This window comes from Streptomyces sp. LUP47B (assembly GCF_001746295.1).
Classification (GTDB): domain Bacteria; phylum Actinomycetota; class Actinomycetes; order Streptomycetales; family Streptomycetaceae; genus Streptomyces.
Window position 1 is genome coordinate 171,374 of the sequence record NZ_MJAH01000010.1, and the last position, 25,099, is coordinate 196,472.

The window sequence follows — 25,099 nt, forward strand, 5'->3', positions numbered from 1 at the left end:
TTTCTTGGCTTGAGAGGAGTGACAGGGGCGGGGCCCCCGTATTTCTCAGACTAGGGGGAGCCACTGACAACGCCGGTCGGATTCCCCGGAGGCATAACAATCCCCGACCATCCAGCATGCCCGACGCCGCACCCGACCATATAGCACGTGCTTTCGATTTACGGCACTGCTTCACCACCTTCACCCAAAGGGGTGGCGCGGCTAGGGTCAGCAGCATGATTGATCACGCTCATGACCTGGTGTCTGTACGTGGTGCGACCGAGCGGCTCCTGACCGCAGCCGCCAAGCTGGACAACGCGTCCGTGACCGAGTCGTCACGGCTGCCGGGCTGGAGCCGCGGCCATGTCCTCGCACACCTGTCCCGCAATGCCGACGCCCTCGTGAACGTTCTGCGGGGGCAGCCCATGTACCCCTCCGCGGAAGCACGCGACGCCGACATCGAGCGCGACGCCCCGCGCCCCCTCGACGTCCAGCTCGCCGACCTCCGCGACAGCGCCGAGCTCTTCCAGGAGGCGGGGGCCGCACCGGCAGACTGGTCGCGCACGGTGGAGCTGCGCAACGGGGTCACCGACTCGGCGTCCCGGGTGCCGTTCCGGCGATGGGCCGAGGTGGAGCTGCACCACGTGGATCTCGGGATCGGGTACGAGCTGGAGGATCTTTCCGAGGAGTTCACGCAGCGCGAGATCAACTTCCTGACGGAGCGGTTCCGCGGCAGTGCCGACGTGCCTTCCCTCGTGATCGAGGAGGACGACGGCCGCCGGATCCCGACGGGCGGCCGCGGGGACGTCACGCTCGTCGTCGCAGGGCGCCAGGCCGATCTGCTCGGCTGGCTGGCCGGCCGCCGCGACGGCTCGGCACTGACGGTCCACGGCGGCACGCTCCCCCCACTACCCCCGCTATAGGCTGACCGCCATGACGTACAGCGGACAGGTGACGGTCGGCGGACCCGCCGACGTGCACGAGCTCAAGGACCTGATGATCACCAAGATCGCGGTCGGCCCGATGGACAACAACGCCTATCTGCTGCGCTGCCGGGCCACCGACGAGCAACTGCTGATCGACGCGGCCAACGACGCGGACACCCTGCTGGGCATGATCGGTGACGACGGCATCGCCTCCGTCGTCACCACGCATCAGCACGGCGACCACTGGCAGGCGCTCGCCGCGGTCGTCGCGGCCACGCACGCGCGTACGTACGCCGGCCGGGACGACGCCGAAGGCATCCCCGTACCCACCGACGTCCTGGTCGACGACGGCGACGTCATCCGCGTGGGGCTCGTGGAGCTGACCGCGCGCCACCTGGTCGGGCACACACCGGGCTCAATCGCCCTCGTCTACGACGACCCGCACGGGCATCCCCATGTGTTCACCGGGGACTGTCTGTTCCCGGGAGGTGTGGGCAACACCCGCAAGGATCCCAAGGCGTTCGCCAGCCTGATCCACGACGTCGAGACGAAGATCTTCGACGCGCTGCCGGACGAGACCTGGGTGTACCCCGGACACGGGAACGACACGTCGCTGGGCGCGGAGCGGCCGCAACTGCCGGAGTGGCGCGCGCGGGGGTGGTGAACTCCGGGGCGTGCGCCCCGCGCATACCCCTCACACGCGCCCCGTGTGAACTCTTCACACACGCCGGTGCCACGCACGCGCTCCCGGCGCACATGGTTGCGCAGTCAACTGGGAGCAGCCCCGCACAGGATGACGGCTCCTGCGCGGTACGGGCCGCCGGTCTTTCTATCCCCGCCCTCGACCGGCGGCCCCGGCGTCCTGTCCGAAAAGCGTTCACAAGAATGCAACACACGTTCCCAATATGCGGACAATTGCCGTTGTGACCTCGACAAACGGGACTTTGGACTGTCACTCTCCCGCCATGCACCTTGCCCCGCGCGCTCTGCGCCGCGCCGCCGTCGCGGCATCCATAGCCCTGCTCGCCACCGCCGTCGGCTGTGCTCCGCAGTCGGAGGACGACGCGAACGCCAAGGCCTCGGGCTCGACGGGAACCACCTGCGCCAAGGGCAAGTTGGCCACCAAGAGCTCCGGAAAGCTGACCGTCGCGACCGACGAGCCCGCGTACGAGCCGTGGTTCAAGGACGACAAGCCCGCGAGCGGCAAGGGCTTCGAGTCGGCCGTCGCCTACGCCGTGGCGAAGCAGCTCGGCTACGACAAGAGCGCCGTCGTCTGGCAGAGCGTCCCCTTCAACAAGGCGTTCGCACCGGGTGAGAAGACCTTCGACTTCGACATCAACCAGGTGTCGATCAGCGCCGAGCGCAAGAAGGCCGTGGACTTCTCGTCCGGCTACTACGACGTGCGGCAGGCCGTCATCGCCCTCAAGGGCACCAAGGCCGCCAAGGCGAAGAGCATCGCGGACCTGAAGGGCCTCAAGCTGGGCGCCCAGGTCGGCACGACCAGCCTCAACTACATCGAGGACGTGGTGAAGCCGACGCGGGAGGCCGCCGCGTACGCCAAGAACGACCAGGCCAAGTCCGCGCTCAAGAACGGCCAGGTGGACGCCATCGTCGTCGACCTGCCGACCGCCTTCTACATCACGGCGGCCGAGGTGACGGACGGCACGATCGTCGGGCAGTTCGAGAACCAGGCCGGCACGCCGGAGCAGTTCGGTCTCGTCCTCGACAAGGGCAGCGCGCTCACCTCCTGCGTGACGGCCGCCGTGGACGCCCTGCGCAAGGACGGCACGCTCGCCAAGCTGGAGCAGGAGTGGCTGTCGGACGCGGTCGACGCCCCGGTGCTCAAGTGACGCTCACGAAGGACGAGTCCGGCGCCGGGACACCGGAAGCGGACGACTCGTACACACCGTCGCAGCGGCGGATCGAGCGGGAGCGTCTCAAGCGTGCCCGCGCCCGCCGCGCGACGGCGATCGCCGCGGTCTCGACCCTGGTCACCGCCGTCGTCCTCTATCTGGTCGTCGTCAGCGCTCCCGGCTGGCCGCGCACCAAGGAGACGTTCTTCAACGGGCAGTACGCGCGCGAGGCGTTCCCGAAGGTCCTCGAAGGGCTGTGGCTGAACGTCCGGTTGCTGCTGATCTGCGGTGTCGCCGTGCTGGTGCTCGGCATGCTGATCGCCATCGCCCGCACACTGCGCGGCCCGGTGTTCTTTCCGCTGCGCTTCCTGGCCGCCGCCTACACGGACTTCTTCCGCGGGCTTCCGCTCATCATCAACCTCATGATCGTCGTGCTGGGCGTCCCGGCGCTGCGGCTCGAGGGCGTGACGGTCGACCCGGTGCTGCTGGGCGGTACGGCCCTCACGCTGACGTATTCGGCGTACGTGGCCGAGGTGTTCCGCGCCGGCATCGAGTCCGTGCACCCCTCGCAGCGTGCCGCGGCCCGCTCGCTCGGTCTCTCCAACCGGCAGGCGCTGCGTCATGTGGTGCTGCCGCAGGCGGTGCGCCGCCAGGTGCCGCCCCTGCTGAACGACCTGGTGTCCCTCCAGAAGGACACCGGTCTCGTGTCGATCGGCGGCGCGATCGACGCCGTACGGGCCGCCGACATCATCGTCGGCCGCAGCCTCAACTACACGCCGTACATCGTCGCGGGTCTGGTGTTCGTGGCGCTGACCATCCCGATGACCCGCTTCACGGACTGGGTGACGGCACGGATGGACCGCAGGCGGGCCCAGGGAGGGACCACATGAGCGACGGACCGGTGCTGCGGATGGAGTCCGTCCGCAAGACCTTCGGCGGCTCGGTCGTGCTGCGGGACGTCGACCTGCAGGTCGCCCCGCACACGGTGACCGCGCTGATCGGTGCCTCCGGCTCCGGCAAGTCGACCCTGCTGCGCTGCGCCAACCTCCTGGAGGAGATCGACGACGGCGCCATCTGGCTGGACGGCGAGGAGATCACCGATCCGCGCGTCGACCAGGACGCGGTACGGCGTCGTATCGGCGTGGTGTTCCAGGCGTACAACCTCTTTCCGCACATGACGGTGCTGGAGAACATCACGCTGGCCCCGCGCCGGGTGCACGGAGTGGCCCGCGCGGAGGCCGAGGAACACGCCCGCGAGCTCCTGGAGCGGCTCGGGTTGGCCGACAAGGCCGGCGAGTACCCCGACCGGCTCAGCGGTGGTCAGCAGCAGCGCGTGGCGATCGTTCGGGCGCTCGCCGTACGCCCCCGCCTGCTGCTGCTCGACGAGATCACCGCGGCCCTCGACCCGGAGCTGGTGGGCGAGGTCCTGAACGTCGTGCGCGACCTGAAGGGCGACGGCATGACCATGGTGCTGGCCACGCACGAGATGGGCTTCGCGCGCGAGGTCGCCGACCAGGTGTGTTTTCTGGACGCGGGTGTGGTGCTCGAGCACGGGACCGCCGGGCAGATCTTCGGCGACCCGCAGCAGGAGCGCACGCAGCGCTTTCTGAAGCGGATCGTGGAGGCGGGACGGCTGTAGTAGGGAGTTGTAAGGGGTGGCTGTAAGGGACGCCCGCCCATTGCCTGCGGCCCTTACAGATCTATGCCTCGGCCTGGGCCGGCCCCGCGAGCGCCGCGACCCGCTCCACGCCGAAGACGTACCCCTGCACCCCGCAGCCGGCGATGACTCCGTCCGCGCGCAACGAGACGTAGGAGTGGTGCCGGAAGGACTCGCGCCGGTGGATGTTGGAGACGTGCACCTCCAGCACCGGCAGCCCGTCACAGGTGTTGAGTGCGTCCAGGATCGCGACCGACGTGTGCGAGTAGGCACCGGGGTTGATGACGATCCCGCAGTGCCGGAGCCTCGCCTCGTGGATCCAGTCGACCAGTTCGCCCTCGTGGTTCGACTGCCGGAAGTCCACCGTGCCGCCGTGCGCGGCGGCCGCCTTGGCGCACAGGGCCTCGACGTCGGCCAGGGTTTCCTTGCCGTAGATCTCCGGCTGACGCTGACCCAGCAGGTTCAGGTTGGGGCCGTTGAGAATCATGATCGGGGCGTTGGCCAGGGTGCGGGGCACGGTTCCTCCGGTCGGTGAAGACGGGCTGCTCGGACCCGGTTTATCACGGTGCGGCACGCGCGGTGCGGCCCGTACCCTCCGGGCATGACGACGATCTCGTACCCGCCCAAGCCCGTACCCGGCGACCGCATAGCCGTCATCTCCCCCGGCGCCGGTCTGCCGGGACTCTTCCCGCGGCCATACGAGTTGGGGCTCGATCGGCTGCGCAAGGAGTACGGGCTGGAGCCGGTCGAGTACCCGTCGACCCGCAGGATGGGCTCGACGCCCCAGGAGCGCGCAGACGACATCCATGCCGCGTTCGCCGACCCGGCCGTCAAGGCGGTCATGGCGTCCATCGGCGGAGACGACCAGATCACCGTGCTGCCGTTCCTGGACCGGGAGTTGATCCGGGCGAACCCGAAGCCGTTCTTCGGGATGAGCGACAACACCAACCTGCTCGCGTTCCTGTACAGCACCGGCATCGTCGGCTACCACGGCGCGACCGTGATGACCTCCCTCGGACGGCCGGTCGCCATGAGCGCGCTGACCGCCGACTCCCTGCGGGCGGCCCTGTTCACCTCGGGCGAGTACGAACTGACGCCGGCCACCCGCTGGCGGGACGTCGACCGTGACTGGGCGGACCCCACCACCTTCGACTCCGAACCGGAGACCCGTCCCGGCAACGGCTGGACCTGGGTGAACGCCGACCGGACGGTGGAGGGCCGGGCCTGGGGCGGCTGTCTGGAGATCGTGGGCTGGCTGCTCATGGCCGACCGCGAGATCGCGCGTGACCTGAGTCGGTACGACGGCGGAGTGCTGCTCCTGGAGACCTCGGAGGAGATGCCGAGCGACGTCGAGGTCTTCCGCACCCTGCGCAACATGGGCGAGCGCGGCCTCCTTCAGCGCTTCTCCGCACTGCTCTGGGGTCGCCCCAAGACCTGGGCCTTCGAACGTCCCAACAGCCCCGAGGAGGCGGATCGTTACGCCGCCGACCAGCGCGAGGCCGTACTGCGGGCCATGCGCGTATATGCCCCGCACACCACCATCGTCTTCGATGTGGACTTCGGACACACCGATCCACAACTCGTCATCCCCTACGGCGGTCTCGTCCGTGTCGACGGGCCCGCCCGGCGCATCACCGTCACATACTGATCATGCCCGAGTGCGCCCACGCGCCCCCGTAACCGCTGATCACCGTGGGTAGTTGACGCGGCATGCACGACGTACGCACCGTAAGGGCGCCCTCCATGCCGCGGCTCGCGGCCGCCTCCCTCGCCGGGACGGCCATCGAGTTCTACGACTTCTTCGTCTACGGGACTGCCGCGGCACTGGTCCTGGGGCCGCTGTTCTTCCCGACCTTCTCACCGGTGGCGGGGACCCTGGCCGCCTTCGGGACGTTCGGCGTGGGGTTCGTCGCACGGCCGCTCGGGTCGGTGCTGTTCGGGCACATCGGGGACCGGTACGGACGGCGGCCGGTGCTCGTGGCCTCACTGCTGCTGACCGGCGCCGCCACGGTCGCGGTCGGCTGTGTGCCGACGTACGCCACGCTCGGGGTGGCCGCGCCGGTGCTGCTTCTGGTGCTGCGCTTTCTTCAGGGGCTGGGGCTCGGCGGGGAGTGGGGCGGGGCCGTGCTGCTGACCGCGGAGCACGCGCCCGCCGAGCGGCGCGGGCTGTGGACGAGCTTCCCGCAGGTAGGGCCGGCGCTGGGGTTCCTGCTCGCCAACGGGGTGGTGCTGGCGCTGTCGACCGCGCTGTCCGAGACGCAGTTCGCCGCGTGGGGCTGGCGCGTGCCGTTCTGGGCGGCCGGGGTGCTGGCGGCGGCGGGGCTGTGGCTGCGCTCCTCGCTCCCGGAGAGCCCCGGGTTCCTGGAGATCGACGACCACGCACGCGTGCCGCTCGCCGAGGTGGTGCGCGACCATGGGCGGCTCGTACTGCTGACCGCCGGGGCGCTCGCGACCGGATACGCGCTCTTCTACGCCGTGACGACGTGGTCCCTCGCCTACGGGACGGAGCGGCTCGGGGTGAGCCGTACCGTCATGCTGACCTGCATCATGGCCGCGGTGTTGGTGAAGGGCTCGCTCACGCCCGTGGCGGCGCTGCTCGGGGACCGGTACGGGCGGCGGCCGTTGTGTCTGACCGGGTGCGCGGCGGCAGCGCTGTGGATGTTCCCGATGGTGGCGCTGCTCGCGACCGGGGAGCCCTTGCTGATGTTCCTCGGTTTCCTGGGCGCGATGATCGCCTTCATCACGATGTTCGCGGTGGTCGCCGCGTATCTGCCGGAGCTGTACGAGCCGCGGGTGCGCTGCACGGGCGCCGCGGTCGGTTACAACCTCGGCGGGGTCGTCGGTGGCGCGCTCACACCGATCGTGGCGACGGCGCTGGTGGAGCAGGGCGGGCGGGTGCCGTGGGGCGTGGGCGCGTATCTGACCGGGATTGCGCTGCTCAGCCTGGGGTGCTTCGCGTTGCTGCCGGAGACGCGGCCGATGCCCGTGGTGGTGGCGGAGCCCGCTATGGATTGACCGCCAGTTCCAGGTAGGCCGCGAACAGCACCAGATGGACACCGCCCTGGAGCGGTGTGGCCCGGCCGGGAACCACCGTCAGCGAGCTCACCACCACGGTCAGGGCCAGCAGCACCATGTCGGTGGAGCCGAGGCCGAGGACGAGCGGGCCGGAGAGCCAGACGGAGGCCAGAGCGACCGCGGGGATGGTCAGTCCGATGCTGGCCATGGCCGAGCCGAGAGCGAGGTTGAGGCTGGTCTGCACCCGGTCGCGGCGAGCGGAGCGGAGTGCGGCGATGGTCTCGGGGAGCAGCACCAGCAGGGCGATGACCACGCCGACGACGGCCTGGGGAAGACCTGCCTTGGCGACGCCGGACTCGATGGTGGGCGACACTCCCTTGGACAGACCGACCACCCCGATCAATGCCAGGCCCAGCAGGCCCAGGCTGGTCAGCGCGGTACGGGCGGTGGGCGCGTCGGCGTGGTCGCCGGAGGCGATCACCTCGCCCTGACGGGTGATCGGGAGGAAGTAGTCACGGTGCCGTACGGTCTGGGTCGCCACGAACAGGCCGTACAGGACCAGCGAGGACAGCGCGGCGAAGGTCAACTGGGTGGCGGAGAACTCCGGGCCCGGCTTGCTCGTCGTGAACGTCGGCAGCACCAGGCTCAGTGTGGCCAGGGTGGCGACCGTGGCGAGGGCGGCGCCGGTGCCCTCGGGGTTGAAGACCGCGGTGCCGTGGCGCAGTGAGGCCACGAGGAGGCTGATGCCGACGATGCCGTTGCAGGTGATCATCACGGCCGCGAAGACTGTGTCCCTGGCCAGGGTCGAACTCTTGTCGCCGCCGTCCACCATCAGGGTGACGATCAGGGCGACCTCGATGATCGTGACGGCGACGGCGAGGACGAGGGAGCCGAACGGTTCACCCACCCGGTGCGCGATCACCTCGGCGTGGTGCACGGCGGCCAGCACGGCCCCCGCGAGGACCAGGCTCACGAGCACGACGATCACGGCGGGCAGATCGCGTCCCCAGGTGAACACCAGCAGGACGACCGCGAGCACCGGCACGGCGAACGTCCAGCTCGTGGTGAGCGTCCTGAGCCGGGCGATCATGGTGCGATCGTCGCAGAGGCCGAGCGGCTCCGCAGCACGGCGGCGCTACTTGATGTCGCCCGACTCCAGGACGTCGCAGTTGGTGTAGACGCGCTCGCCGATGCTCAGCGCGCCGAGCTGCTCCGCGAGTTTGCCCGTCTCGGGGTCGTCACTGTTGCGCATGGCCTCGTCGTAGGAGTCGAACTCGATCAGCGCCAGATAGTGGTTGGGCTTGTCCCGGTCCTTCAGGAGCATGCGGTGGGTCGGGCCGCCGGTCCTGCCCGCGTTGCGCTGCCCCGCCTCCTGCAGCAGCTGCTGCATCTCTTCCATGCGCTCGGTCTCGAAGCCGATGATCTGCACGAACTTCATGGGTGTCTCCAGCCGGCCACGGCGCCCCCGGGCCGGGGAACGCGCTCTGAACCAAACAAGCACCGGGAGCGGTACCCGGCAATTCGCCGCGCTCCGCTCCCGGTGGTGGTTCTTCCTACGTCTGCCGTGGTCAGGCCTCGATGCTGTCCTTCGGAGCGCCTTCGCCCTCCGCCTGCGCCGCCTCGGCCGCCGCCTGCTTCCTGGTGGCCATCAGACTGGTGATCGTGGTGACGATCAGAACCGCGCAGATCACGCCGAGCGAGACCGGAATGCTGATCTCGGGGACGTGGACCCCGGACTCGTGCAGGGCGTGCAGCACCAGCTTGACGCCGATGAAGCCCAGGATGATCGACAGGCCGTAGCTGAGGTGGACCAGCTTCTTCAGCAGCCCGCCGATGAGGAAGTACAGCTGACGCAGACCCATCAGGGCGAACGCGTTGGCCGTGAAGACGATGTACGGGTCCTGGGTCAGGCCGAAGATCGCGGGGATCGAGTCGAGCGCGAAGAGCACGTCGGTGGAGCCGATCGCGAGCATCACGACGAGCATCGGGGTCATGACCCGCTTGCCGTTCTCCACGATCCACAGCTTGGTGCCGTGGTAGCGGTCGGCCACGCCGAACCTGCGCTCGGCGGCCTTGAGCAGCTTGTTCTCCTCGAACTCCTCTTCCTCCTCGTCCGCACGGGCCTCCTGGATGAGCTTCCAGGCGGTCCAGATGAGGAAGGCGCCGAAGATGTAGAACACCCAGGCGAAGCTGGCGATGATCGCGGCACCGGCGGCGATGAAGATCGCGCGCAGCACCAGGGCTATGAGGACACCGACGAGGAGCACCCGCTGCTGGTACTGCGAGGGCACCGCGAACTTCGCCATGATCAGGACGAAGACGAAGAGGTTGTCGACGCTCAGGGACTTCTCGGTGATGAAGCCCGCGAAGAACTCTCCGCCGGCCTGGCCACCGCCGAAGAGGAGCAGACCGAGCCCGAAGAGGCCGGCCAGGGCGATCCAGACCACCGTCCAGATGCCCGCTTCCTTGATGGACACGTCGTGCGGCTTGCGGCCGATGAAGAAGTCGACCGCGATGAGGGCGGCGAGGCCCACGATCGTCAGGACCCACAGGGTCACGGAAACATCCACAGTTCCTCCGGCAATACGTAACGGCAAGTAACCAGCGTCGTCGCGCTGCCGGAGGTCTCTTCCACCCACGGTGGGCCGACGCCCCGGGATCAGGCCTGATCCGTATTGACGGGTACGCCGCGGTCGACAGGGAGTACTCCCCTCCGTGCCACCAACCGTACCCCAATCACCAAGTAAAGGTAAAGCGATTGGCAAAAGAAGGGTCAAAATCCCTGGTGGTAGTGCCTTTACGTGTACTTGGTACGAGCCTCCGCCACCTGGTTCAGGACCTGTTGGACGACCTGGCTGCCGGGCGGGACGAGCGCGGGCTCGTAGGTCCAGGCATGCCCGACCCAGGGGTCGGCGAGGTGGTCGTCGGGCACCGGGGTCAGTCGCATGAGCGAGCGCCACAGGGGGTCGAGGAGGGGGCCGTAGGCGGCGGCCTCCTCACGGTCCGCGACCATCATCAGATGGACGCCGACGGACGGTCCCTCGTCCGCGAGGTAGCGCAGTTGGGTCACGGCCCGGTCGTCGAAGCCGTGCGGGAAGTCGTTGACGATCAGGAGTTGCTCGGAGGTGTCGAGGCCGGGCGGGAGCGAGTCGGCCGCACCGCCGCGCACCGCCATCTGCACGAGGTCGACACGCTCGGTGAGGCGGGCCAGGACGTCCGCCACGCCCGCGGCGCCGACGGCGGGCGGGGCCGCGAGCACGCCGGTCCACACCAGCGGGGCGAGCGCCTGCGCCCCCGCGCCGGCCGGGTCGATGACGTGCAGGGTGTAGTCCCCGGCGGGGTGGACGGCGAGGAGGCGGGCCGCGAGCGCCACGGCCGTGTCCATGGCCAGGCGGTGCAGTTCGTGGGAGTCGAGGAACGAGCCGTCGAGGGATCCGGCGGCCCCGCTGTCGATCCACAGGCCGCGCTCCAGCGGCAGCCGGATCAGCATCGGGATACGCAGCTCGGGGCACTCGGGCAGATGCAGATCGCCCAGGCGCACGGCCATGGGCGCCTCGAACGGCACCCGGTAGCCGTGCCAGACGGGGTTGTCCCAGCGGGCGAACGCCGGCGGCAGGGCGGGTTCGACCACCTCGGACTCCGCCGTGAGCTGGCCGAGATCCCGGTCGTAGACCGCCCGGGCCTGTTCGACGAGCTGGGCGTACCTGGCGCGGGCCGCCTCACGTGCGGCGTCGCCCTGCCCGCCGATCCGGTTGCGCGGGTCGGCGAGGGCCGCGTCGAGCTCCTTCTCCATGCGCGAGTCGGCGAAGTCGACGGCGCTGCGGTAAGCGGCCGTGGAGCGGGCCAGGTCCTCGAACATGCCCCACACCTGGTTGTAGAGCCGCTCGTCCATGGACCAGCCGGTCGCGTCCCCGGCGACGGGTCGCGCGGGCTGTCCCGGCTGAACCGGGGGCGCGGCGGGCGGAGGCGGAGGCGGGGCGGCGTTCTGCCGTCGAGGGTGGCTGTAGTCGATCGGGCCGCCGACGGTGGGCGCGGAGGGCTGAGCGGAGGACGCGTCCGCGGGCATCTGGGTGGGTCCGGGCTGCGGTCCGCCGGTTGCCGGGGCTCCCTGTGCGCCGTAGGGAGAGGCGGGCTGCGATGTACCGGCGGCCGAGCCGCCGTTCGGGCTCGTCGGCTGCGGCGGTGTGCCCGGAGGCTGTGTGCCGTACGGCGACAACGGCTGCGGGGGTACGGCACCGGAGGCGCCCTGGGCCACGGAGGAGCCCTGCTCCGGGCCCGGTGCCGGCGTGGCCGTCTGCCGGGCATGGTCGCCGTCCGCCGTGCGGGCCGGGGGCGTCACCGCTCGGGCCAGGCCCTGGGCCACCGCCTCATGGATGGTGTTCGCGAGCTGGTGGGCCTGGGGAAGGCCCTGGTCGGTGAGGAGTTCGGTGAGACCGCCCGCGTAGCCCTGGCCGACGGCGCGTACCTTCCAGGCGCCCTGGCGGCGGTACAGCTCCAGCGCGACGACCGCCGACTCTGCGTCCAGGCCGGTGATGGTGTAGCTGGCGAGCTCGGTGCCGTCGAGGCCGGTGACCGCGACGAAGGGGGCGGCGACGGCGCCGAAGCGCACGGGGCCGCCCGCCGAGGGCAGGGCGAGCAGCACATGGACCCGGTGGACGGCTTCGGGCACGGCGCCGAGATCGACCGCTAGGCGGTGGTCGGCGGCCGCCTGCCGGGAGACCTCAAGACCCGGCAGGGCCGGCGCACCCGGGTGGAGGACCCACTCGACGCCGTGCACCGTGCCGTGCTCGTCGCCGAGCGTGGCTCCGGCCACGATCGGCGTACCGGCCGCGATCCGGATCTCGAGTCGGGCCTGGGAGAGCGGGTGGTTCTGCCCCCGCACCAGCTCGGCCGTCATCGCCTTCTCCCCCTGTGTCGTGGTGTCGGTCGGGTGCCGCTCGGCGGGCCGGTTACAGGTGCGGCAGGATCGCCGGCATCAGGTCCTGGAAGGTACGGCCGTTGGCCGGGGTGCCGAGGGCCGTCATGGTCCAGCCCGGACCCGTCCGGTGCACCTTCGCCATGATCTGGGCGGTGTAGGCGCCGCCGCCGGCGAGCGTGTAGCGGGCCAGCTCGTCGCCGTTGGTCTCGTCGACCAGTCGGCAGAAGGCGTTCTGCACCTCCTGGAAGGTCTGGCCCGTGAAGGAGTTCACGGTGAAGACGATCTGGTCGATGTGAACGGGGACGCGGGACAGGTCGACGAGGATCGCCTCGTCGTCCCCGCCCTGGCCGACGCCGCCGACGAGGTTGTCACCGGTGTGCTTGACCGAGCCGTCGTCGCTCACCAGGTGACGGAAGAAGACGACGTCGACGGGCTGCTTGTCCGCGAACAGGACGGCGGAGGCGTCGAGGTCGATCTCCCGCGTGCGCGTGCCGAACAGGCCGCGCCGGGGAGCCGCCTGCCAGCCGAGGCCCATGCGCACCGCGGTCAGGCTGCCTCCGTCGTTCTTCTGCAGACTGATGGCCTGACCCTTGGTCATGTTGACGGTCACGCGCCGAACCCCTCTCGCTGCTGTCCCCTGTTGCCGCGGTGCCCGCGGTTGTCCAGAACCCTACGCAGGGGCATCGACGGTGACGCACCCCGAAGCGCACTTTGTGTCGGTCTTGCAACACAGCGCGATGGAGGTCAGGCCAGGCCGGCCTCCTTCATCTGCCGGAGCTCCTTCTTCATCTCGGAGACCTCGTCGCGCAGCCGGGCCGCGATCTCGAACTGGAGGTCGGCGGCGGCGGCACGCATGCGTGCCGTCATCTCCTCGATCTGCCCGGCGAGCTCGGCCGCGGGGCGGTCGGTCGGGACGGTCTCCTTGGCCTTGCCCTTGGCGGCCTTGGTGCCGGCCGCGGCCTTGCCGAGGGAGGGCACGGGGGCCTTGGCTCCCTTGCCGTCCTTGCCCTGACGGTAGCCGGAGCCGAGCAGCTGCTCGGTGTCGATGTCCTCGCGGGCGATCTGCGCGACGATGTCGTTGATCTTCTTGCGCAGCGGCTGGGGGTCGATGCCCCGCTCCGTGTTGTACGCGACCTGCTTCTCCCGGCGCCGGTTGGTCTCGTCGATGGCCTTCTCCATCGCCGGGGTGATCTTGTCGGCGTACATGTGGACCTGGCCGGAGACATTGCGCGCGGCGCGGCCGATGGTCTGGATCAGGGAGGTGCCGGAGCGCAGGAAGCCCTCCTTGTCGGCGTCGAGGATGGCCACCAGGGACACCTCGGGCAGGTCGAGGCCCTCGCGCAGGAGGTTGATGCCGACGAGGACGTCGAACTCGCCGGAGCGCAGCTCACGCAGCAGCTCCACGCGGCGCAGGGTGTCGACGTCGCTGTGCAGATAGCGGACCTGGATGCCGAGCTCCAGGAAGTAGTCGGTGAGGTCCTCGGCCATCTTCTTGGTGAGCGTGGTGACCAGGACGCGCTCGTCCTTCTCGGTGCGGGTGCGGATCTCGTGCACCAGGTCGTCGATCTGGCCCTCGGTGGGCTTGACGACGACCTCGGGGTCGATCAGGCCGGTGGGGCGGATGATCTGCTCGACGACGCCGTCCCCGCGCGAGAGCTCGTACTTGCCGGGCGTCGCCGACAGATAGACGGTCTGGCCGATGCGCTCCGTGAACTCCTCCCACTTGAGGGGACGGTTGTCCAGGGCCGAGGGCAGGCGGAAGCCGTGGTCGACGAGGGTGCGCTTGCGGGAGGCGTCGCCCTCGTACATCGCGCCGATCTGGGGCACGGTCACGTGCGACTCGTCGATGACGAGGAGGAAGTCGTCCGGGAAGTAGTCGATCAGGGTGTGCGGCGGGGAACCGGGCGAGCGGCCGTCGAAGTGCATCGAGTAGTTCTCGACGCCCGAGCAGGAGCCGATCTGGCGGAGCATCTCCAGGTCGTACGTCGTGCGCATCCTCAGCCGCTGGGCCTCCAGGAGCTTGCCCTGCTTCTCGAGCTCGGACAGGCGCTCCCCGAGCTCCTTCTCGATGTCGTTGACGGCCCGCTCCATGCGCTCGGGTCCCGCGACGTAGTGCGAGGCAGGGAAGACGTACAGATGGTCGTCGTCGCTGATGATCTCGCCGGTGAGCGGGTGGAGCGTGGACAGTGCCTCGATCTCGTCGCCGAACATCTCGATGCGGACGGCGAGTTCCTCGTAGACCGGGAAGATCTCGATGGTGTCGCCGCGGACCCGGAAGGTGCCCCGGGTGAAGGCCAGGTCGTTGCGCGTGTACTGGATGTCGACGAAACGGCGCAGCAACTGGTCACGGTCGATCTCGTCCCCGACCTTGAGCGCGACCATGCGGTCCACGTACTCCTGCGGGGTACCGAGACCGTAGATGCAGGAGACCGAGGCGACCACGATGACGTCCCGGCGGGTGAGCAGCGAGTTGGTCGCGGAGTGGCGCAGGCGCTCCACCTCCTCGTTGATCGAGGAGTCCTTCTCGATGTAGGTGTCCGACTGCGGGACGTAGGCCTCGGGCTGGTAGTAGTCGTAGTACGAGACGAAGTACTCGACGGCGTTGTTCGGCAGCAGCTCGCGGAACTCGTTCGCCAGCTGGGCGGCCAGCGTCTTGTTCGGGGCCATCACGAGGGTGGGGCGCTGGAGCTTCTCGATCATCCACGCCGTGGTGGCGGACTTTCCGGTGCCGGTCGCGCCGAGCAGCACGACGTCCTTCTCACCTGCCTCGATGCGCTTGGCCAGCTCGGCGATGGCCGCCGGTTGATCGCCGCTGGGCTGGTAGGAGCTGACGACCTCGAAGGGCGCCACCGTACGTTCGATGTGAGAAACGGGCCGCATGGAGTCCACCGTACGACTCCCCACTGACAACGCGGTCCGACCAGGGGCTTCGGACGGAGGAGGGGCCGGTGGGTCAGCGGTTCTGCGAGGTGCCGGAGTCGCTGTGGGCCAGGTTCCGGCGGGGGCGGATCGAGGGGCGGCGGGAGGCCCCGTGGTGCGCGAGTTCGCGCGCGGGGATGCCGGGCTTGTTCTCGGCGGGCGACCACACGGGTTTGCCCATGACCATCAGCGGATCGAACATCACGACGACCGCCGCGATCAGCAGGAAGGCGAGCGGGCCGATCATCATCGGCGCGAGCAGGGAGGCGGGCGAGTCACCGGCGAGGGGGGCGGACGTGCGGTGCACATGGACGCTTAGGGCGGCCATGCCGGTGTAGTGCATGCCCGTCACGGCGAGGCCCATGACCAGGCTCGCGCCCACGCTCCACAGGAATCCCCTGACCTGCCCGGCGGCCCAGAGTGCGGCGGTGGCGGCGACGACGGCTATGACCACGGAGATGGCGACGGTGACGGTGTTGTACTCCAGCTGCCCGTTCAGGCGCATCCCCGCCATGCCCAGGTAGTGCATCGAGGCGATGCCCAGGCCGGTGACGGCACCACCGGTCATCAAGGGTGTTCCGGTCGCGCCCCGGTAGCCGACGATGAAGACCCCGACGCCCACCATGACGATGGCGACGGCCAGGCTCGCGAAGGTGATGGCCCGGTCGTAGTGGATGGGTGCCTGGTCGACCTTGAACCCCATCATCGCGACGAAGTGCATGGTCCAGATGCCGGAGCCGATCGCCGCCGAGCCGAGGGCCAGCCAGCCGGGTCGCCAGGACCGGTTGACCAGCATGGATCTTGTGGTGCAGCGCAGGCCGAGGGCGCCGCCGAGGCAGGCCATGAGGTAGGCCACCAGCGGTGTGACGAGTCCGTAGCTGAATCCGTCGACCGTGCCTTGCATGCGCGGCTACCTTCCGCCCTCTTACGTCCTGGAATTCCCTGAAATGCGCCCGTTCCCAGCACCGCTCGAGCGGTCGGGGTCGAGGCAGAGAGTATGACTCTCACCAGAATGGTCGAACGATTTTCCGGCAAAGAAACACGCCCTTGCCGCAGTTGTGCGGCACCGGTGAGCGGACTTGGAACACGACCACTCAGGATGTGGCCATTCTGTACCCCAGTGCCGTTGACCCGGTGCTGTCAAAGTGGTGCTGTACGTGATTGCTCGACGCGAGGAGTACGTATGCACGCGCGCGCTGCGACCGCCATGACCACCGCGCTTCTGGGGACCGCCGCCCTCCTGCTTCCCGCAACCGACGTCCGAGCCGTCGAGGACGGCACACCGCCCGCGATCATCGCCCACCGGGGCGCCTCCGCGTACGCCCCCGAGAACACCCTGGCCGCCGTCGACAAGGCCGCGCGGCTCGGCGCCGTCTGGGTCGAGAACGACGTCCAGCGCACCAGGGACGGCGAACTCGTCGTCCTCCACGACGACAGTCTCCGGCGCACCACCGACGTGGAGCAGGTGTTCCCCGGTCGGGCGCCCTGGAAGGTGAAGGACTTCACCGCCGCCGAGATCGCGCGTCTGGACGCGGGAAGCTGGTTCGGCGCCGCCTACGCGGGCACGCGCGTGCCGACGCTCAAGCAGTATGTGCACCGCGTCGATCTTCACCATCAGAAGCTGCTCCTCGAACTCAAGAACCCGGCGCTGTATCCGGGCATCGAGCGGGAGACCCTCAAGCTTCTCGGCAACGAGGGGTGGCTCGACCGGAAGCACGGGAGCCGACTGGTCGTGCAGAGCTTCAGCGCGGCCAGTCTGCGGACCGTCCACGATCTCAAGCCCGCTGTGAAGACCGGCTTCCTCGGAGCGCCGCCCGTGGCGGACCTGCACGCGTACGCGGTCTTCGCCGACCAGATCAACCCGTCGCACGCCGCCGTCTCCAGGGCGTACGTCTCCGCGGTCCAGGCCTTCACGGGTCCGCACGGCAGGCCGCTCGAGGTCTCCGCCTGGACCGTCGACACCGCGGACGCAGCGCGGCTGGTCGCCGGGTACGGCGTCGACGGCGTCATCACCAACAAGCCGGACGTGGTGCGGGACGCGCTGCGCGAGTAGCGGACCGTTCACGCGGACCTCCGGGTGTTGTCAGTGCCGGCTCGTACGGTGGACGCATGAACAGCCAAGGGCAGGACGAGCAGCGGGTCGTGTGGACCGTCGTCGGCACGGACATCGGGCCGCTGCTGCTGGCCGCGACCGACGAGGGCCTGGTCAACGTGGTCTTTCACGCCACCGAACCGGTCCGCGACAAAGCACTGGAGCGGCTCGCTTCCCGGCTGGGCACCGAGCCCGTCGAGGCGCCCGGCTCCGCGCTGCTGGCCGAGGCGATACGCCAGGTCGAGGCGTACTTCGCAGGCAAGCGGCACGACTTCGAGCTGTCCCTGGACTGGTCGCTGATCTCGGGCTTCAACCGGCAGGTGCTGCGTGAGCTGGCGTCCGGTGTGCGATACGGCCAGGTCGTCGGGTACGGCGATCTGGCCGGGCGGGTCGGCCAGCCGGGTGCCGCGCAGGCCGTGGGGGTGGCGATGGGCTCCAATCCGCTGCCGGTCGTCGTGCCCTGCCATCGGGTCGTGGAGAGCGACGGCGGAATCGGCGGGTTCGGCGGCGGTCTGGAGACCAAGCGGAAGCTGCTCGCGCTGGAGGGCGTGCTGCCCGAGCCGCTGTTCTGACGCGCGACGGACATCTCTGCGTGACGGCCCCTGCGCGACGGCCCGAGGTGGACGCCGCGGTCGACGCGGTGGGCTTCGAGGCCCGTGCCCACGGCAAGGACGCCCTGAGGCACCCGCGAGGGTCCTCGACTCGCTGATGGGGATCAAACGCGCCAGCGGTGCGCCGGCCATCCCGGGCCTGTACATCACCGATGACCCCGGGGGTCGAGGACGACGCCAGGAGCGGGACGATGAAGGTACGGCTCGGGCTCGGCTCGGCCAAGAGCCACCGCTTCACCACTGGACAGTGCCCGGTGATGACGTACCACCGGAGTCTGATGACAGCGATCCTGCACGACCGTGTACACATCGCCAAGGCGGTCAACACGACCGTCGTCGGGCTGGACGACGCACCGCGCGGCTACGGAGCGCTGACCGGCGTACGACCGGCTGGCAGGTCGCAGCAGAGGACCACGCCCGTGGCGGGTGGCCCCCTCGCGCGTCGGTCCGCGTCAGTCGTAGTGGCGCGCCTCGAAAACGTTCCCGTCCGGGTCGCGGAAGTAGAAGCTGCGCCGGGCCATTCCGCGGGCGCCGAAGGAGTCGTGGGAGACGTCCGAAACAGGTACCGAGCGCTCCTCCAGCCGGGCGCGGAGTGTCTCGAAATCGTCGGCGGGCAGGGCCAGGCAGACATGATTGACGGGGTGTCCCGCGCTCTCGGCCGCGCCAGGGACCATTTTCATGTCGTCCGCCATGGCGAGCGGCATGAGGTCGAGGATGGTCTCGTCGTTGAGCCGTACGGAGGGGAAGGACACGGCCCCCGCGGCGAAGTCGGTGAGCCGCACGGGTTCCAAGCCCAGGTTCTTCTCGTAGAAGTCGGCCGAGGCCACCGGGTCACGGACCCAGAGGACTACATGGTCGAGACGTGTCGAGTTGTCCTTCATGCACTCCAGGCTGGTGTCGTCCTCCACAGCCCGCAAGGGTTTGACCGGACGTGCCGCCCGCCAGAGATGAGGGAAGACCGAACGACAGGAGGCAGGCCCGTGGTGCTGGTGGTGTCCGAAGAGGTGCGCGAAGCGATCGACGCGCGTCGACCCGTGGTGGCCCTGGAGTCCACGATCATCGCGCACGGGCTGCCGCGCCCGCGCAATCTGCAGGTGGCGCTGGAGCTGGAGGACGTCGTACGGCGGCAAGGCGCCGTACCGGCGACGATCGCCGTCCTGGACGGGCGGCCCTTGGTCGGCCTGGACAAGGAGCAGTTGGAGCGGGTCGCCAACGAGGACGGGATCCGCAAGCTGGGGCACCGGGATCTGCCGCTCGCGGTGGCCGCGGGTGTGAGCGGGGCGACCACCGTGTCGGCCACGGCGCAGCTGGCGGCCCTGGCCGGGGTGGAGGTGTTCGCGACGGGCGGGCTCGGCGGGGTGCACCGGGAGTGGACGACGACCCAGGACGAGTCGGCCGACCTCGGCCTGCTGGCGCGCACACCGATCACCGTGGTGTGCGCGGGCGTGAAGTCCATCCTGGACGTGCCCGCAACGCTCCAGCGACTGGAGACGCTGGGGGTCGCGGTCGCCGGGTACGGGACGGACCGTTTCCCCGGCTTCTATCTGTCGGACTCCGGCTACCCCGTGGAGTGGCGGCTGGACTCCCCGCAGCAGGTCGCGGAGGTCATGCGGGCGCGGGAAGCGCTGGACGCGCCCGGCTCCGCGCTGATCGTCGCCAACCCCGTGCCCGAGGAGGAGCAGCTGGATCCCGACTTGCACGCGCGTGTGCTCGCGGCCGCGCTGCAGGCGTGCGAGGAGGCGGGGGTCACCGGTCAACGGGTCACACCGTTTCTGCTGGACTACCTGGTGCGGCACACCGACGGCGCCTCGCTGAGCGCCAACCTGGCGGCGGTGCGCGGCAACGTGCGGCTGGCGGGGCGGATCGCGGCGGCCCGGGCCGGGGCGTGACGACGGAGGTGCTCGGTACCGCTACGGCAGGCCGGGGTGGCGCACTGCTGGTCGTCGGGGACGTCATCACGGACGTCGTCGCCCGGCACCGGGGGCCGCTCGCCGCGGGCACGGACACCGCCGCCGCGATCCGTACGGTGCCGGGCGGGGCGGGGGCCAACGTGGCCTGCTGGGCCGCCCGCGGTGGCGGTGCCGAGGTACGGCTGCTGGGGCGGGTGGGTGCGGACGCGGCCGCGTGGCACGAGCGGGAGCTGGCCGCGTGCGGGGTACGGCCGCGGCTCGTCGTCGATCCGCAGGCGCCGACCGGGACGGTGATCTGCCTCGTGGACACGGGTGAGGCCGCCGAGCGGACGTTCCTCACGGACAGCGGCGCCTCGCTGCGGCTGGAGCCGGACGACTGGTCGGACGCGCTGCTCGACGGCGTGGCACGGCTGCACCTGTCGGGCTATCTGCTGTTCTCGGAGCCGAGCCGGGCGCTGGTGGCGGTGGCCCTGGAGTCGGCACGCGCGCGTGGTGTTCCGGTGAGCCTTGATCCGGCGTCGGCGGGCTTCCTCCGGGAGTTGGGGGTGCACCGCTGCCTCTCGCTGATCGAGGGGGTGGACGTCCTGCTGCCGAGCCGGGACGAGGCGTGCCTGCTCACCGGGCTGCCCGACGCGGCGGACGCGGCGGCCAAGCTGAGCCGCCACGTCCCGCTGGTGGTCGTCAAGCAGGGAGCGGAGGGTGCGGTGCTTGCCCGCTCCGGCACCGTGTACGCCCGTGTGCCCGCCGTAGCGGCGACGCCCCGGGACACGACCGGGGCGGGCGACGCCTTCACGGGCGGGTTCCTCGCCGCCCTGCTGGCGGGGGCCGCACCCGAGGACGCGGCGGCGGACGGATGCCGGGCGGGTGCGCTGGCGGTGGAGCGGGTGGGCGGGAGGCCTCCGATGCCGGACTGACGACCGACGGCCGGCGCCCCGGCTGCTGCTCCCGTGCTACGCCTTGCGGCCCCACGCCGAGATCAACGGGGCCGTGGCCAGGTCCATCGTGCCGGTGGCGACGTTGGCGAGGTGGCGGTCGATGTCCTCGTCCGTGGCGAGGCCCGCCGTGACCAGCTGCTCGCGGATCTGGCGGATCGTGGCGGACTCCAGGGCGGCACAGGCCGGCGAGGCGAGCGGGAAGTAGGCGTCGGCCGCCACCTGGCGCAGACCGGCCTCACGCAGCAGACGCGGAAGGGTGCGGCCGTAGGAGAGGTCGGCGCCGCGGTCGGCGAGCAGCCGGCGGAACCCCTGGCGCAGCCGGTTCGCCAGTTGCTGCTCGGGGCCACGCTCGTCGGGGCAGGTCAGGGGTTGCAGGGCGGGGTCGGCGTCCTCCAGCAGGAGCCGTCCGCCGGGGCGCAGGGACTTGATCATCGACCGCAACGCCCGTTCCCGGTCGGGCACATGGACGAGGACGAGCCGGGCGTGCACCAGGTCGAAGTCCTCCCCCGGCGGATCCTCGGCGCTCACGTCGTGAACGCGTACGTCCACCGGCGGGCGGGCCGCCGCGGCCAGGAGCGTGGTGTCGATGTCGGTCGCGACGACCTTCCCGGTGGGACCGACCTTCTTGGCCAGCCAGGACACCACGGACGTGCCACCCGCGCCGACCTCCCAGCAGCGCCAGCCGGCTCCGATGCCGAATCCTTCGATATGCCGGAAGGTCGTGGGGTCGAAGAGGGTGGCGAAGGCGTCGAAGCGCTCGCCCGCCTCCGTCTGCCGGTTGTCGAGGAGATATCGGTCGGTTCGTGTCATGCCGCGATGATCCCAGTAGCCGTGCTTGTCCGAAACGGGCGACGCGGTCCTACGACGAGATGGCCGGCCTCTATGCGGCGAGGCGACTGCACCGAGGCGGGCGCGGGCGGTTGTCCACAGGCGGGAACCAAGCGGAACCTCCCCTGTCCACAGGCTCACCCGACGCTTACGTCGGCCTGGCAAACTGGCCCGCCAGGACGCAGACACGCGTCGCTGGGAGATCCACGCGAGGAGATCCAGATGTCCATGGCAGGGAATCTGCGAAAGGTCACGAGCCTCGGCAGGGTCGGCGGCCTGCGCAAGGTGGCCCGGCTGGCCCGGCGGCGCCCGCGCGTCGACCTGAGCCACCACGCCCGCTCCCCGCTGGGTACCTCGGTCGTCAACTGCGTGACCTACAAGGAGGGAGCCCGTATCCCGGTCGGCGGCGATCTGGTCGACACCGTGGAGCGGGTGCGCGACAGCCGTGACGGTTTCGTCTGGCTCGGCCTGCACGAGCCGTCGGACCATGAGTTCGAGGGCATCGCGGACCTGTTCGACCTGCATCCGCTGGCCGTCGAGGACGCGGTCGAGGCCCATCAGCGCCCCAAGGTGGAGCGCTACGGCGAGACGCTGTTCGCCGTGTTCAAGACGGTCTGCTACGTCGAGCACGAGGAGCTCACGGCGACGAGCGAGGTGGTCAACACCGGAGAGATCATGGTGTTCGCCGGCGAGGACTTCGTGATCACGGTGCGGCACGGCAGTCATGGATCGCTGGGTCCGCTGCGCGAAGAGCTGGAGTCGGATCCCCAGCAGCTCGCCAAGGGGCCGGCCGCGGTGCTGCACGCGATCGCGGACCACGTGGTCGACGACTACCTGCACGTCACCGACTCGATGCAGTCGGACATCGACCTGGTCGAGACGGCGGTCTTCGCGGACAACGGCGCCCGGGTCGACCCGGGCCGCATCTACCAGCTCAAGCGCGAACTCCTGGAGCTGAAGCGGGCGGTGGTCCCGCTCAGCCGCCCGCTCGAGGAGCTCTCCACGCGGCCGATCCATGTCATCGCCCCGGAGATACAGGCGTACTTCCGCGACGTCTCCGACCATCTGCTGCGCGCCAAGGAGCAGATCGCCGCGTTCGACGAACTGCTCAACTCGATCCTGCAGGCCCACCTCGCGCAGGTGACGGTCTCGCAGAACGAGGACATGCGGAAGATCACGGCCTGGGCCGCGGTGATCGCCGTCCCGACGATGGTGTGCGGTGTGTACGGCATGAACTTCGACCACATGCCGGAGCTGCACTGGACGTTCGGCTACCCGTTGGTCATGGGCGTGATAGCCGTCGCCTGTGGCGTGCTGTACCGCGGCTTCCGGCGCAACGGCTGGCTGTGACCGGGCTCGTCCGCGGGACGGTCAGTGGGTGCTGGAGCTGCGTGCGTAGACGCTCTCGGCCCAGCCGGCGATCTGCTCGTCCGTCAGGTGCCGGGCCAGGTCGGCCTCGCTGATCATGCCCACCAGGCGCTTGTTCTCGATGCCGGGAAGCCTGCGGATCCGGTGCTCCTCCATCTCGTGCAGGACGTCCGAGACGTCGGCGCCCGCGTCGATCCAGCGGGGTGTGCCCTGGGCCATCTCGCCCGCGGTGACCTTGGCCGGGTCGTGGCCCACGGCCACACAGCCGATGACGATGTCGCGGTCGGTGAGGATGCCGCACAGCCGTTCGTTCTCGTCACTGATGGGCAGGGCTCCGACGCCGAGTTCACGCATCAGCTGGGCGGCGCGGTCGAGGGTCTCGTGAGCGGGGATCCACTGGGCGCCCCGGTGCATGATGTCTCCGGCGGTGGTCATGAGTACCTCCCGGTGCCGGACGGCCGGCGCGGCGCGGACGGCACCGCAAGTCCCGGCGCCCTTCATTCTCGCCGTGCCACCGGGGGCCCGCACCCGGAACCTGTCGGTAGCGGCGGCCGGTCCCGGGCAGCGTCGCCACAGTCCTCGGACGGTCCGGGTCAGCCGCTCCACGCCGGGTGGCGGGGGTCGTCGGCGCGGACCAGGACGTCGGCCGTTCCGGCCGGGTCGGTCTCGTCGGCGTAGCGCTCGTAGGCGGGGAGGGTCCAGTGGTCGGGCTCGGGAGTACGGCGGCGCAGGGCACCCTCGGAGAGGAGGACGTGGACGGTCAGGTCGAAGGGGAACCAGTGGTGCAGCAGGAGGGGGCCGTGAAGCAACAGGACGCCGCCGGGCGGGAGATGGACGTAGGGACTGCGGGTGGCGCGGTCGGTGACCGGGTCCCACAGGTCGGGCAGGACTCGGCCGTCGCCGCCGGGTTCGAGGGGGCCGAAGACCTCGCGCCAGAGAGCGCCGGTGTCGAACCAGCCGCTGTAGTAGGCCTCCAGGTCGTGGTGGCCGTATTCGAGACGGAGCGAGGCGGGGCGCAGGAAGCCCTCCATGCCGACGACGAGCGAAGGGCGGCCACGTATGCGGAGAGCCTCGGAGACACGCTCGGCGAGTTCGCCGGGGCGGGCTGCCGGGGCGCCGTCGAGGGCGACGCGGGGCCAGGGGCTGCCGTCGGCCGGCTTCAGGTCGAGGAGTCGGTCGGCCAGCTGCTCGCCGAGCCGGTCCCAGGTGATCGCTTCGAGTCGCACACGGCCATGATGCGTCAGCCGGTGTTGGGAAGGCGTCCCGCTCGTCGGTCCCGTGGGCGGCGGGCCGGGGTCGCCACGCCGGTTGGTCGGGGTCGGTGTCGGTAATGCGCGTGGCTGGGGAATGAACCCCTCATGACAGGCCTCGCGACTCCCCCGACCCCTGGCGGACCTCTTGTCGTCCAGCCGTTGCGGAGACGGCACTGTGCGGAGTGCCGGGGCGGGCCGTTGCCGATGCTCGTCGTCGAGGGCGGGACGCCGCGGTGTCTCGACTGCGCCGACCTCGGGCATCTGGTGTTCCTGCCGCGCGGCAACACCGCGCTCACGCGCCGCTCGCGGGAGGAGAGCGCGCTGTCGGCGGTCGTCGTGCGGTTCAACCGGCGCAAGGGGCGTTACGAACGGCAGGGCGTCCTCGTCGAGGAGGCGGGGCTGGCGCGGGCCGAGGAGCGGTGCCTGGCCGACGCGGAGGCACGGCGGCGGCGCCGGGTGCGGGACGCGCGCCGGCGGGCGGTGGAGGACGTGCGGTTCGCCGAGGCGTTCGCGGCGGAGATACGGCGGTTGTTTCCGGGGTGTCCTGACGAGCGGGCTCGGGCCATCGCCTCGCATGCGTCCCTGCGCGGCAGCGGGCGGGTGGGGCGGAGCGCGGCGGGACGAGCCCTGTCGGAGGGCGCGGTGGTGTCGGCGGTGGGTGCTTCCGTGCGGCATGTGGACACGCCGTATGACGCGCTGCTGATGAGCGGGGTGACGCGGCATGAGGCGCGGGGACGGATCTTGGGGGATGTGGAGGCGGTGCTCAGGGGGTGGCGGGTGCTGGAGATGGTGAAGGAGGTGACTCAGGCGTCGGGCTGAGGACCCCTGACCGGCC

Annotated in this window: 25 protein-coding genes; 13 read left to right on the top strand and 12 right to left on the bottom strand. The window is 70.3% G+C overall.

Features of this window, described 5'->3' with window-relative positions:
* Positions 1-215 precede the first annotated feature (215 nt).
* From BFN33_RS28800 to BFN33_RS28820, 5 genes are all read left to right on the top strand, one after another.
* On the top strand, positions 216-902 hold the full coding sequence (locus BFN33_RS28800) for a maleylpyruvate isomerase family mycothiol-dependent enzyme (protein ID WP_069763060.1): 687 nt from the start codon (positions 216-218) through the stop codon (positions 900-902).
* Between the two features lie 10 nt (positions 903-912).
* Positions 913-1,569, top strand: a complete 657-nt coding sequence (locus tag BFN33_RS28805) for an MBL fold metallo-hydrolase (protein ID WP_069763061.1) — start codon at positions 913-915, stop codon at positions 1,567-1,569.
* Between the two features lie 301 nt (positions 1,570-1,870).
* The gene (locus BFN33_RS28810) at positions 1,871-2,755 is read left to right on the top strand and encodes an ABC transporter substrate-binding protein (protein WP_069763062.1); all 885 of its coding nucleotides are present in this window, start codon (positions 1,871-1,873) and stop codon (positions 2,753-2,755) included.
* Positions 2,752-3,648 (top strand): amino acid ABC transporter permease, encoded by an 897-nt coding sequence (locus BFN33_RS28815; protein WP_069763063.1) that lies wholly within the window; start codon positions 2,752-2,754, stop codon positions 3,646-3,648. The genes BFN33_RS28810 and BFN33_RS28815 overlap by 4 nt, the downstream gene beginning before the upstream one ends.
* Complete coding sequence (locus tag BFN33_RS28820; RefSeq protein ID WP_305144234.1) at positions 3,645-4,397, top strand: amino acid ABC transporter ATP-binding protein; 753 nt, start codon at positions 3,645-3,647, stop codon at positions 4,395-4,397. Before BFN33_RS28815 ends, BFN33_RS28820 begins: the two co-directional genes overlap by 4 nt.
* Before the next feature lie 61 nt (positions 4,398-4,458).
* Here BFN33_RS28820 and aroQ read toward each other — a convergent pair whose 3' ends face one another.
* Complete coding sequence (aroQ, locus tag BFN33_RS28825; protein ID WP_069763064.1) at positions 4,459-4,932, bottom strand: type II 3-dehydroquinate dehydratase; 474 nt, start codon at positions 4,930-4,932, stop codon at positions 4,459-4,461.
* 84 nt (positions 4,933-5,016) lie between these two features.
* Between aroQ and BFN33_RS28830 the strand changes: the two genes are divergently transcribed.
* Both BFN33_RS28830 and BFN33_RS28835 read left to right on the top strand, forming a co-directional pair.
* Positions 5,017-6,063 carry a S66 peptidase family protein gene (locus tag BFN33_RS28830; protein ID WP_069763065.1) on the top strand — a complete coding sequence of 349 codons (1,047 nt, stop codon included), beginning with the start codon at positions 5,017-5,019 and terminating at the stop codon, positions 6,061-6,063.
* A 95-nt stretch (positions 6,064-6,158) separates the two neighbouring features.
* Positions 6,159-7,430: an MFS transporter gene (locus BFN33_RS28835; protein WP_069763066.1), complete on the top strand. Its 1,272-nt coding sequence runs from the start codon at positions 6,159-6,161 to the stop codon at positions 7,428-7,430.
* Here BFN33_RS28835 and BFN33_RS28840 read toward each other — a convergent pair.
* From BFN33_RS28840 to BFN33_RS28870, 7 genes are all read right to left on the bottom strand, one after another.
* The gene (locus BFN33_RS28840; RefSeq protein WP_069763067.1) at positions 7,420-8,520 is read right to left on the bottom strand and encodes a calcium:proton antiporter; all 1,101 of its coding nucleotides are present in this window, start codon (positions 8,518-8,520) and stop codon (positions 7,420-7,422) included. The genes BFN33_RS28835 and BFN33_RS28840 overlap by 11 nt on opposite strands.
* A gap of 45 nt (positions 8,521-8,565) precedes the next feature.
* Positions 8,566-8,868, bottom strand: coding sequence for a hypothetical protein (locus tag BFN33_RS28845; protein WP_069763068.1), 303 nt, complete (start codon positions 8,866-8,868; stop codon positions 8,566-8,568).
* A gap of 130 nt (positions 8,869-8,998) precedes the next feature.
* Positions 8,999-10,000, bottom strand: a complete 1,002-nt coding sequence (locus BFN33_RS28850; protein ID WP_088245411.1) for a TerC/Alx family metal homeostasis membrane protein — start codon at positions 9,998-10,000, stop codon at positions 8,999-9,001.
* Between the two features lie 227 nt (positions 10,001-10,227).
* Positions 10,228-12,327 (bottom strand): TerD family protein, encoded by a 2,100-nt coding sequence (locus BFN33_RS28855; RefSeq protein ID WP_069763070.1) that lies wholly within the window; start codon positions 12,325-12,327, stop codon positions 10,228-10,230.
* A gap of 52 nt (positions 12,328-12,379) precedes the next feature.
* A complete protein-coding gene (locus tag BFN33_RS28860) occupies positions 12,380-12,958 on the bottom strand; it encodes a TerD family protein (protein WP_069763071.1) in 579 nt (192 codons plus the stop codon).
* A 134-nt stretch (positions 12,959-13,092) separates the two neighbouring features.
* Positions 13,093-15,228, bottom strand: a complete 2,136-nt coding sequence (gene uvrB / locus BFN33_RS28865; protein ID WP_069763278.1) for an excinuclease ABC subunit UvrB — start codon at positions 15,226-15,228, stop codon at positions 13,093-13,095.
* A 73-nt stretch (positions 15,229-15,301) separates the two neighbouring features.
* Positions 15,302-16,171, bottom strand: a complete 870-nt coding sequence (locus BFN33_RS28870; RefSeq protein ID WP_069763072.1) for an MHYT domain-containing protein — start codon at positions 16,169-16,171, stop codon at positions 15,302-15,304.
* A 279-nt stretch (positions 16,172-16,450) separates the two neighbouring features.
* Here BFN33_RS28870 and BFN33_RS28875 point away from each other — a divergent pair, with 279 nt between their 5' ends.
* Together BFN33_RS28875 and BFN33_RS28880 are read left to right on the top strand one after the other, a co-directional pair.
* Positions 16,451-17,320, top strand: a complete 870-nt coding sequence (locus BFN33_RS28875) for a glycerophosphodiester phosphodiesterase family protein (protein ID WP_069763073.1) — start codon at positions 16,451-16,453, stop codon at positions 17,318-17,320.
* A 56-nt stretch (positions 17,321-17,376) separates the two neighbouring features.
* A complete protein-coding gene (locus BFN33_RS28880; RefSeq protein WP_069763074.1) occupies positions 17,377-17,931 on the top strand; it encodes a methylated-DNA--[protein]-cysteine S-methyltransferase in 555 nt (184 codons plus the stop codon).
* A gap of 491 nt (positions 17,932-18,422) precedes the next feature.
* Here the strand turns inward: BFN33_RS28880 and BFN33_RS28885 are convergent, their stop codons facing one another.
* Positions 18,423-18,851: a VOC family protein gene (locus BFN33_RS28885; RefSeq protein ID WP_069763279.1), complete on the bottom strand. Its 429-nt coding sequence runs from the start codon at positions 18,849-18,851 to the stop codon at positions 18,423-18,425.
* Positions 18,852-18,950: 99 nt separating this feature from the next.
* Here BFN33_RS28885 and BFN33_RS28890 point away from each other — a divergent pair, with 99 nt between their 5' ends.
* Positions 18,951-19,859, top strand: coding sequence for a pseudouridine-5'-phosphate glycosidase (locus BFN33_RS28890; RefSeq protein ID WP_069763075.1), 909 nt, complete (start codon positions 18,951-18,953; stop codon positions 19,857-19,859).
* Positions 19,856-20,794 (top strand): carbohydrate kinase family protein, encoded by a 939-nt coding sequence (locus tag BFN33_RS28895; protein ID WP_069763076.1) that lies wholly within the window; start codon positions 19,856-19,858, stop codon positions 20,792-20,794. The genes BFN33_RS28890 and BFN33_RS28895 overlap by 4 nt, the downstream gene beginning before the upstream one ends.
* Positions 20,795-20,830: 36 nt before the next feature.
* Here the strand turns inward: BFN33_RS28895 and BFN33_RS28900 are convergent, their stop codons facing one another.
* Positions 20,831-21,625, bottom strand: coding sequence for a methyltransferase domain-containing protein (locus BFN33_RS28900; protein ID WP_069763077.1), 795 nt, complete (start codon positions 21,623-21,625; stop codon positions 20,831-20,833).
* A gap of 240 nt (positions 21,626-21,865) precedes the next feature.
* Here BFN33_RS28900 and BFN33_RS28905 point away from each other — a divergent pair, with 240 nt between their 5' ends.
* Positions 21,866-22,993, top strand: a complete 1,128-nt coding sequence (locus BFN33_RS28905; protein ID WP_069763078.1) for a magnesium and cobalt transport protein CorA — start codon at positions 21,866-21,868, stop codon at positions 22,991-22,993.
* A 21-nt stretch (positions 22,994-23,014) separates the two neighbouring features.
* Here BFN33_RS28905 and BFN33_RS28910 read toward each other — a convergent pair whose 3' ends face one another.
* Positions 23,015-23,446 carry a CBS domain-containing protein gene (locus BFN33_RS28910; RefSeq protein WP_069763079.1) on the bottom strand — a complete coding sequence of 144 codons (432 nt, stop codon included), beginning with the start codon at positions 23,444-23,446 and terminating at the stop codon, positions 23,015-23,017.
* Between the two features lie 158 nt (positions 23,447-23,604).
* Positions 23,605-24,237, bottom strand: a complete 633-nt coding sequence (locus BFN33_RS28915; RefSeq protein WP_069763080.1) for a uridine kinase — start codon at positions 24,235-24,237, stop codon at positions 23,605-23,607.
* A 132-nt stretch (positions 24,238-24,369) separates the two neighbouring features.
* Between BFN33_RS28915 and BFN33_RS28920 the strand changes: the two genes are divergently transcribed.
* The gene (locus BFN33_RS28920) at positions 24,370-25,083 is read left to right on the top strand and encodes a DUF2293 domain-containing protein (protein ID WP_079141052.1); all 714 of its coding nucleotides are present in this window, start codon (positions 24,370-24,372) and stop codon (positions 25,081-25,083) included.
* The last annotated feature ends 16 nt before the right edge of the window (positions 25,084-25,099 follow it).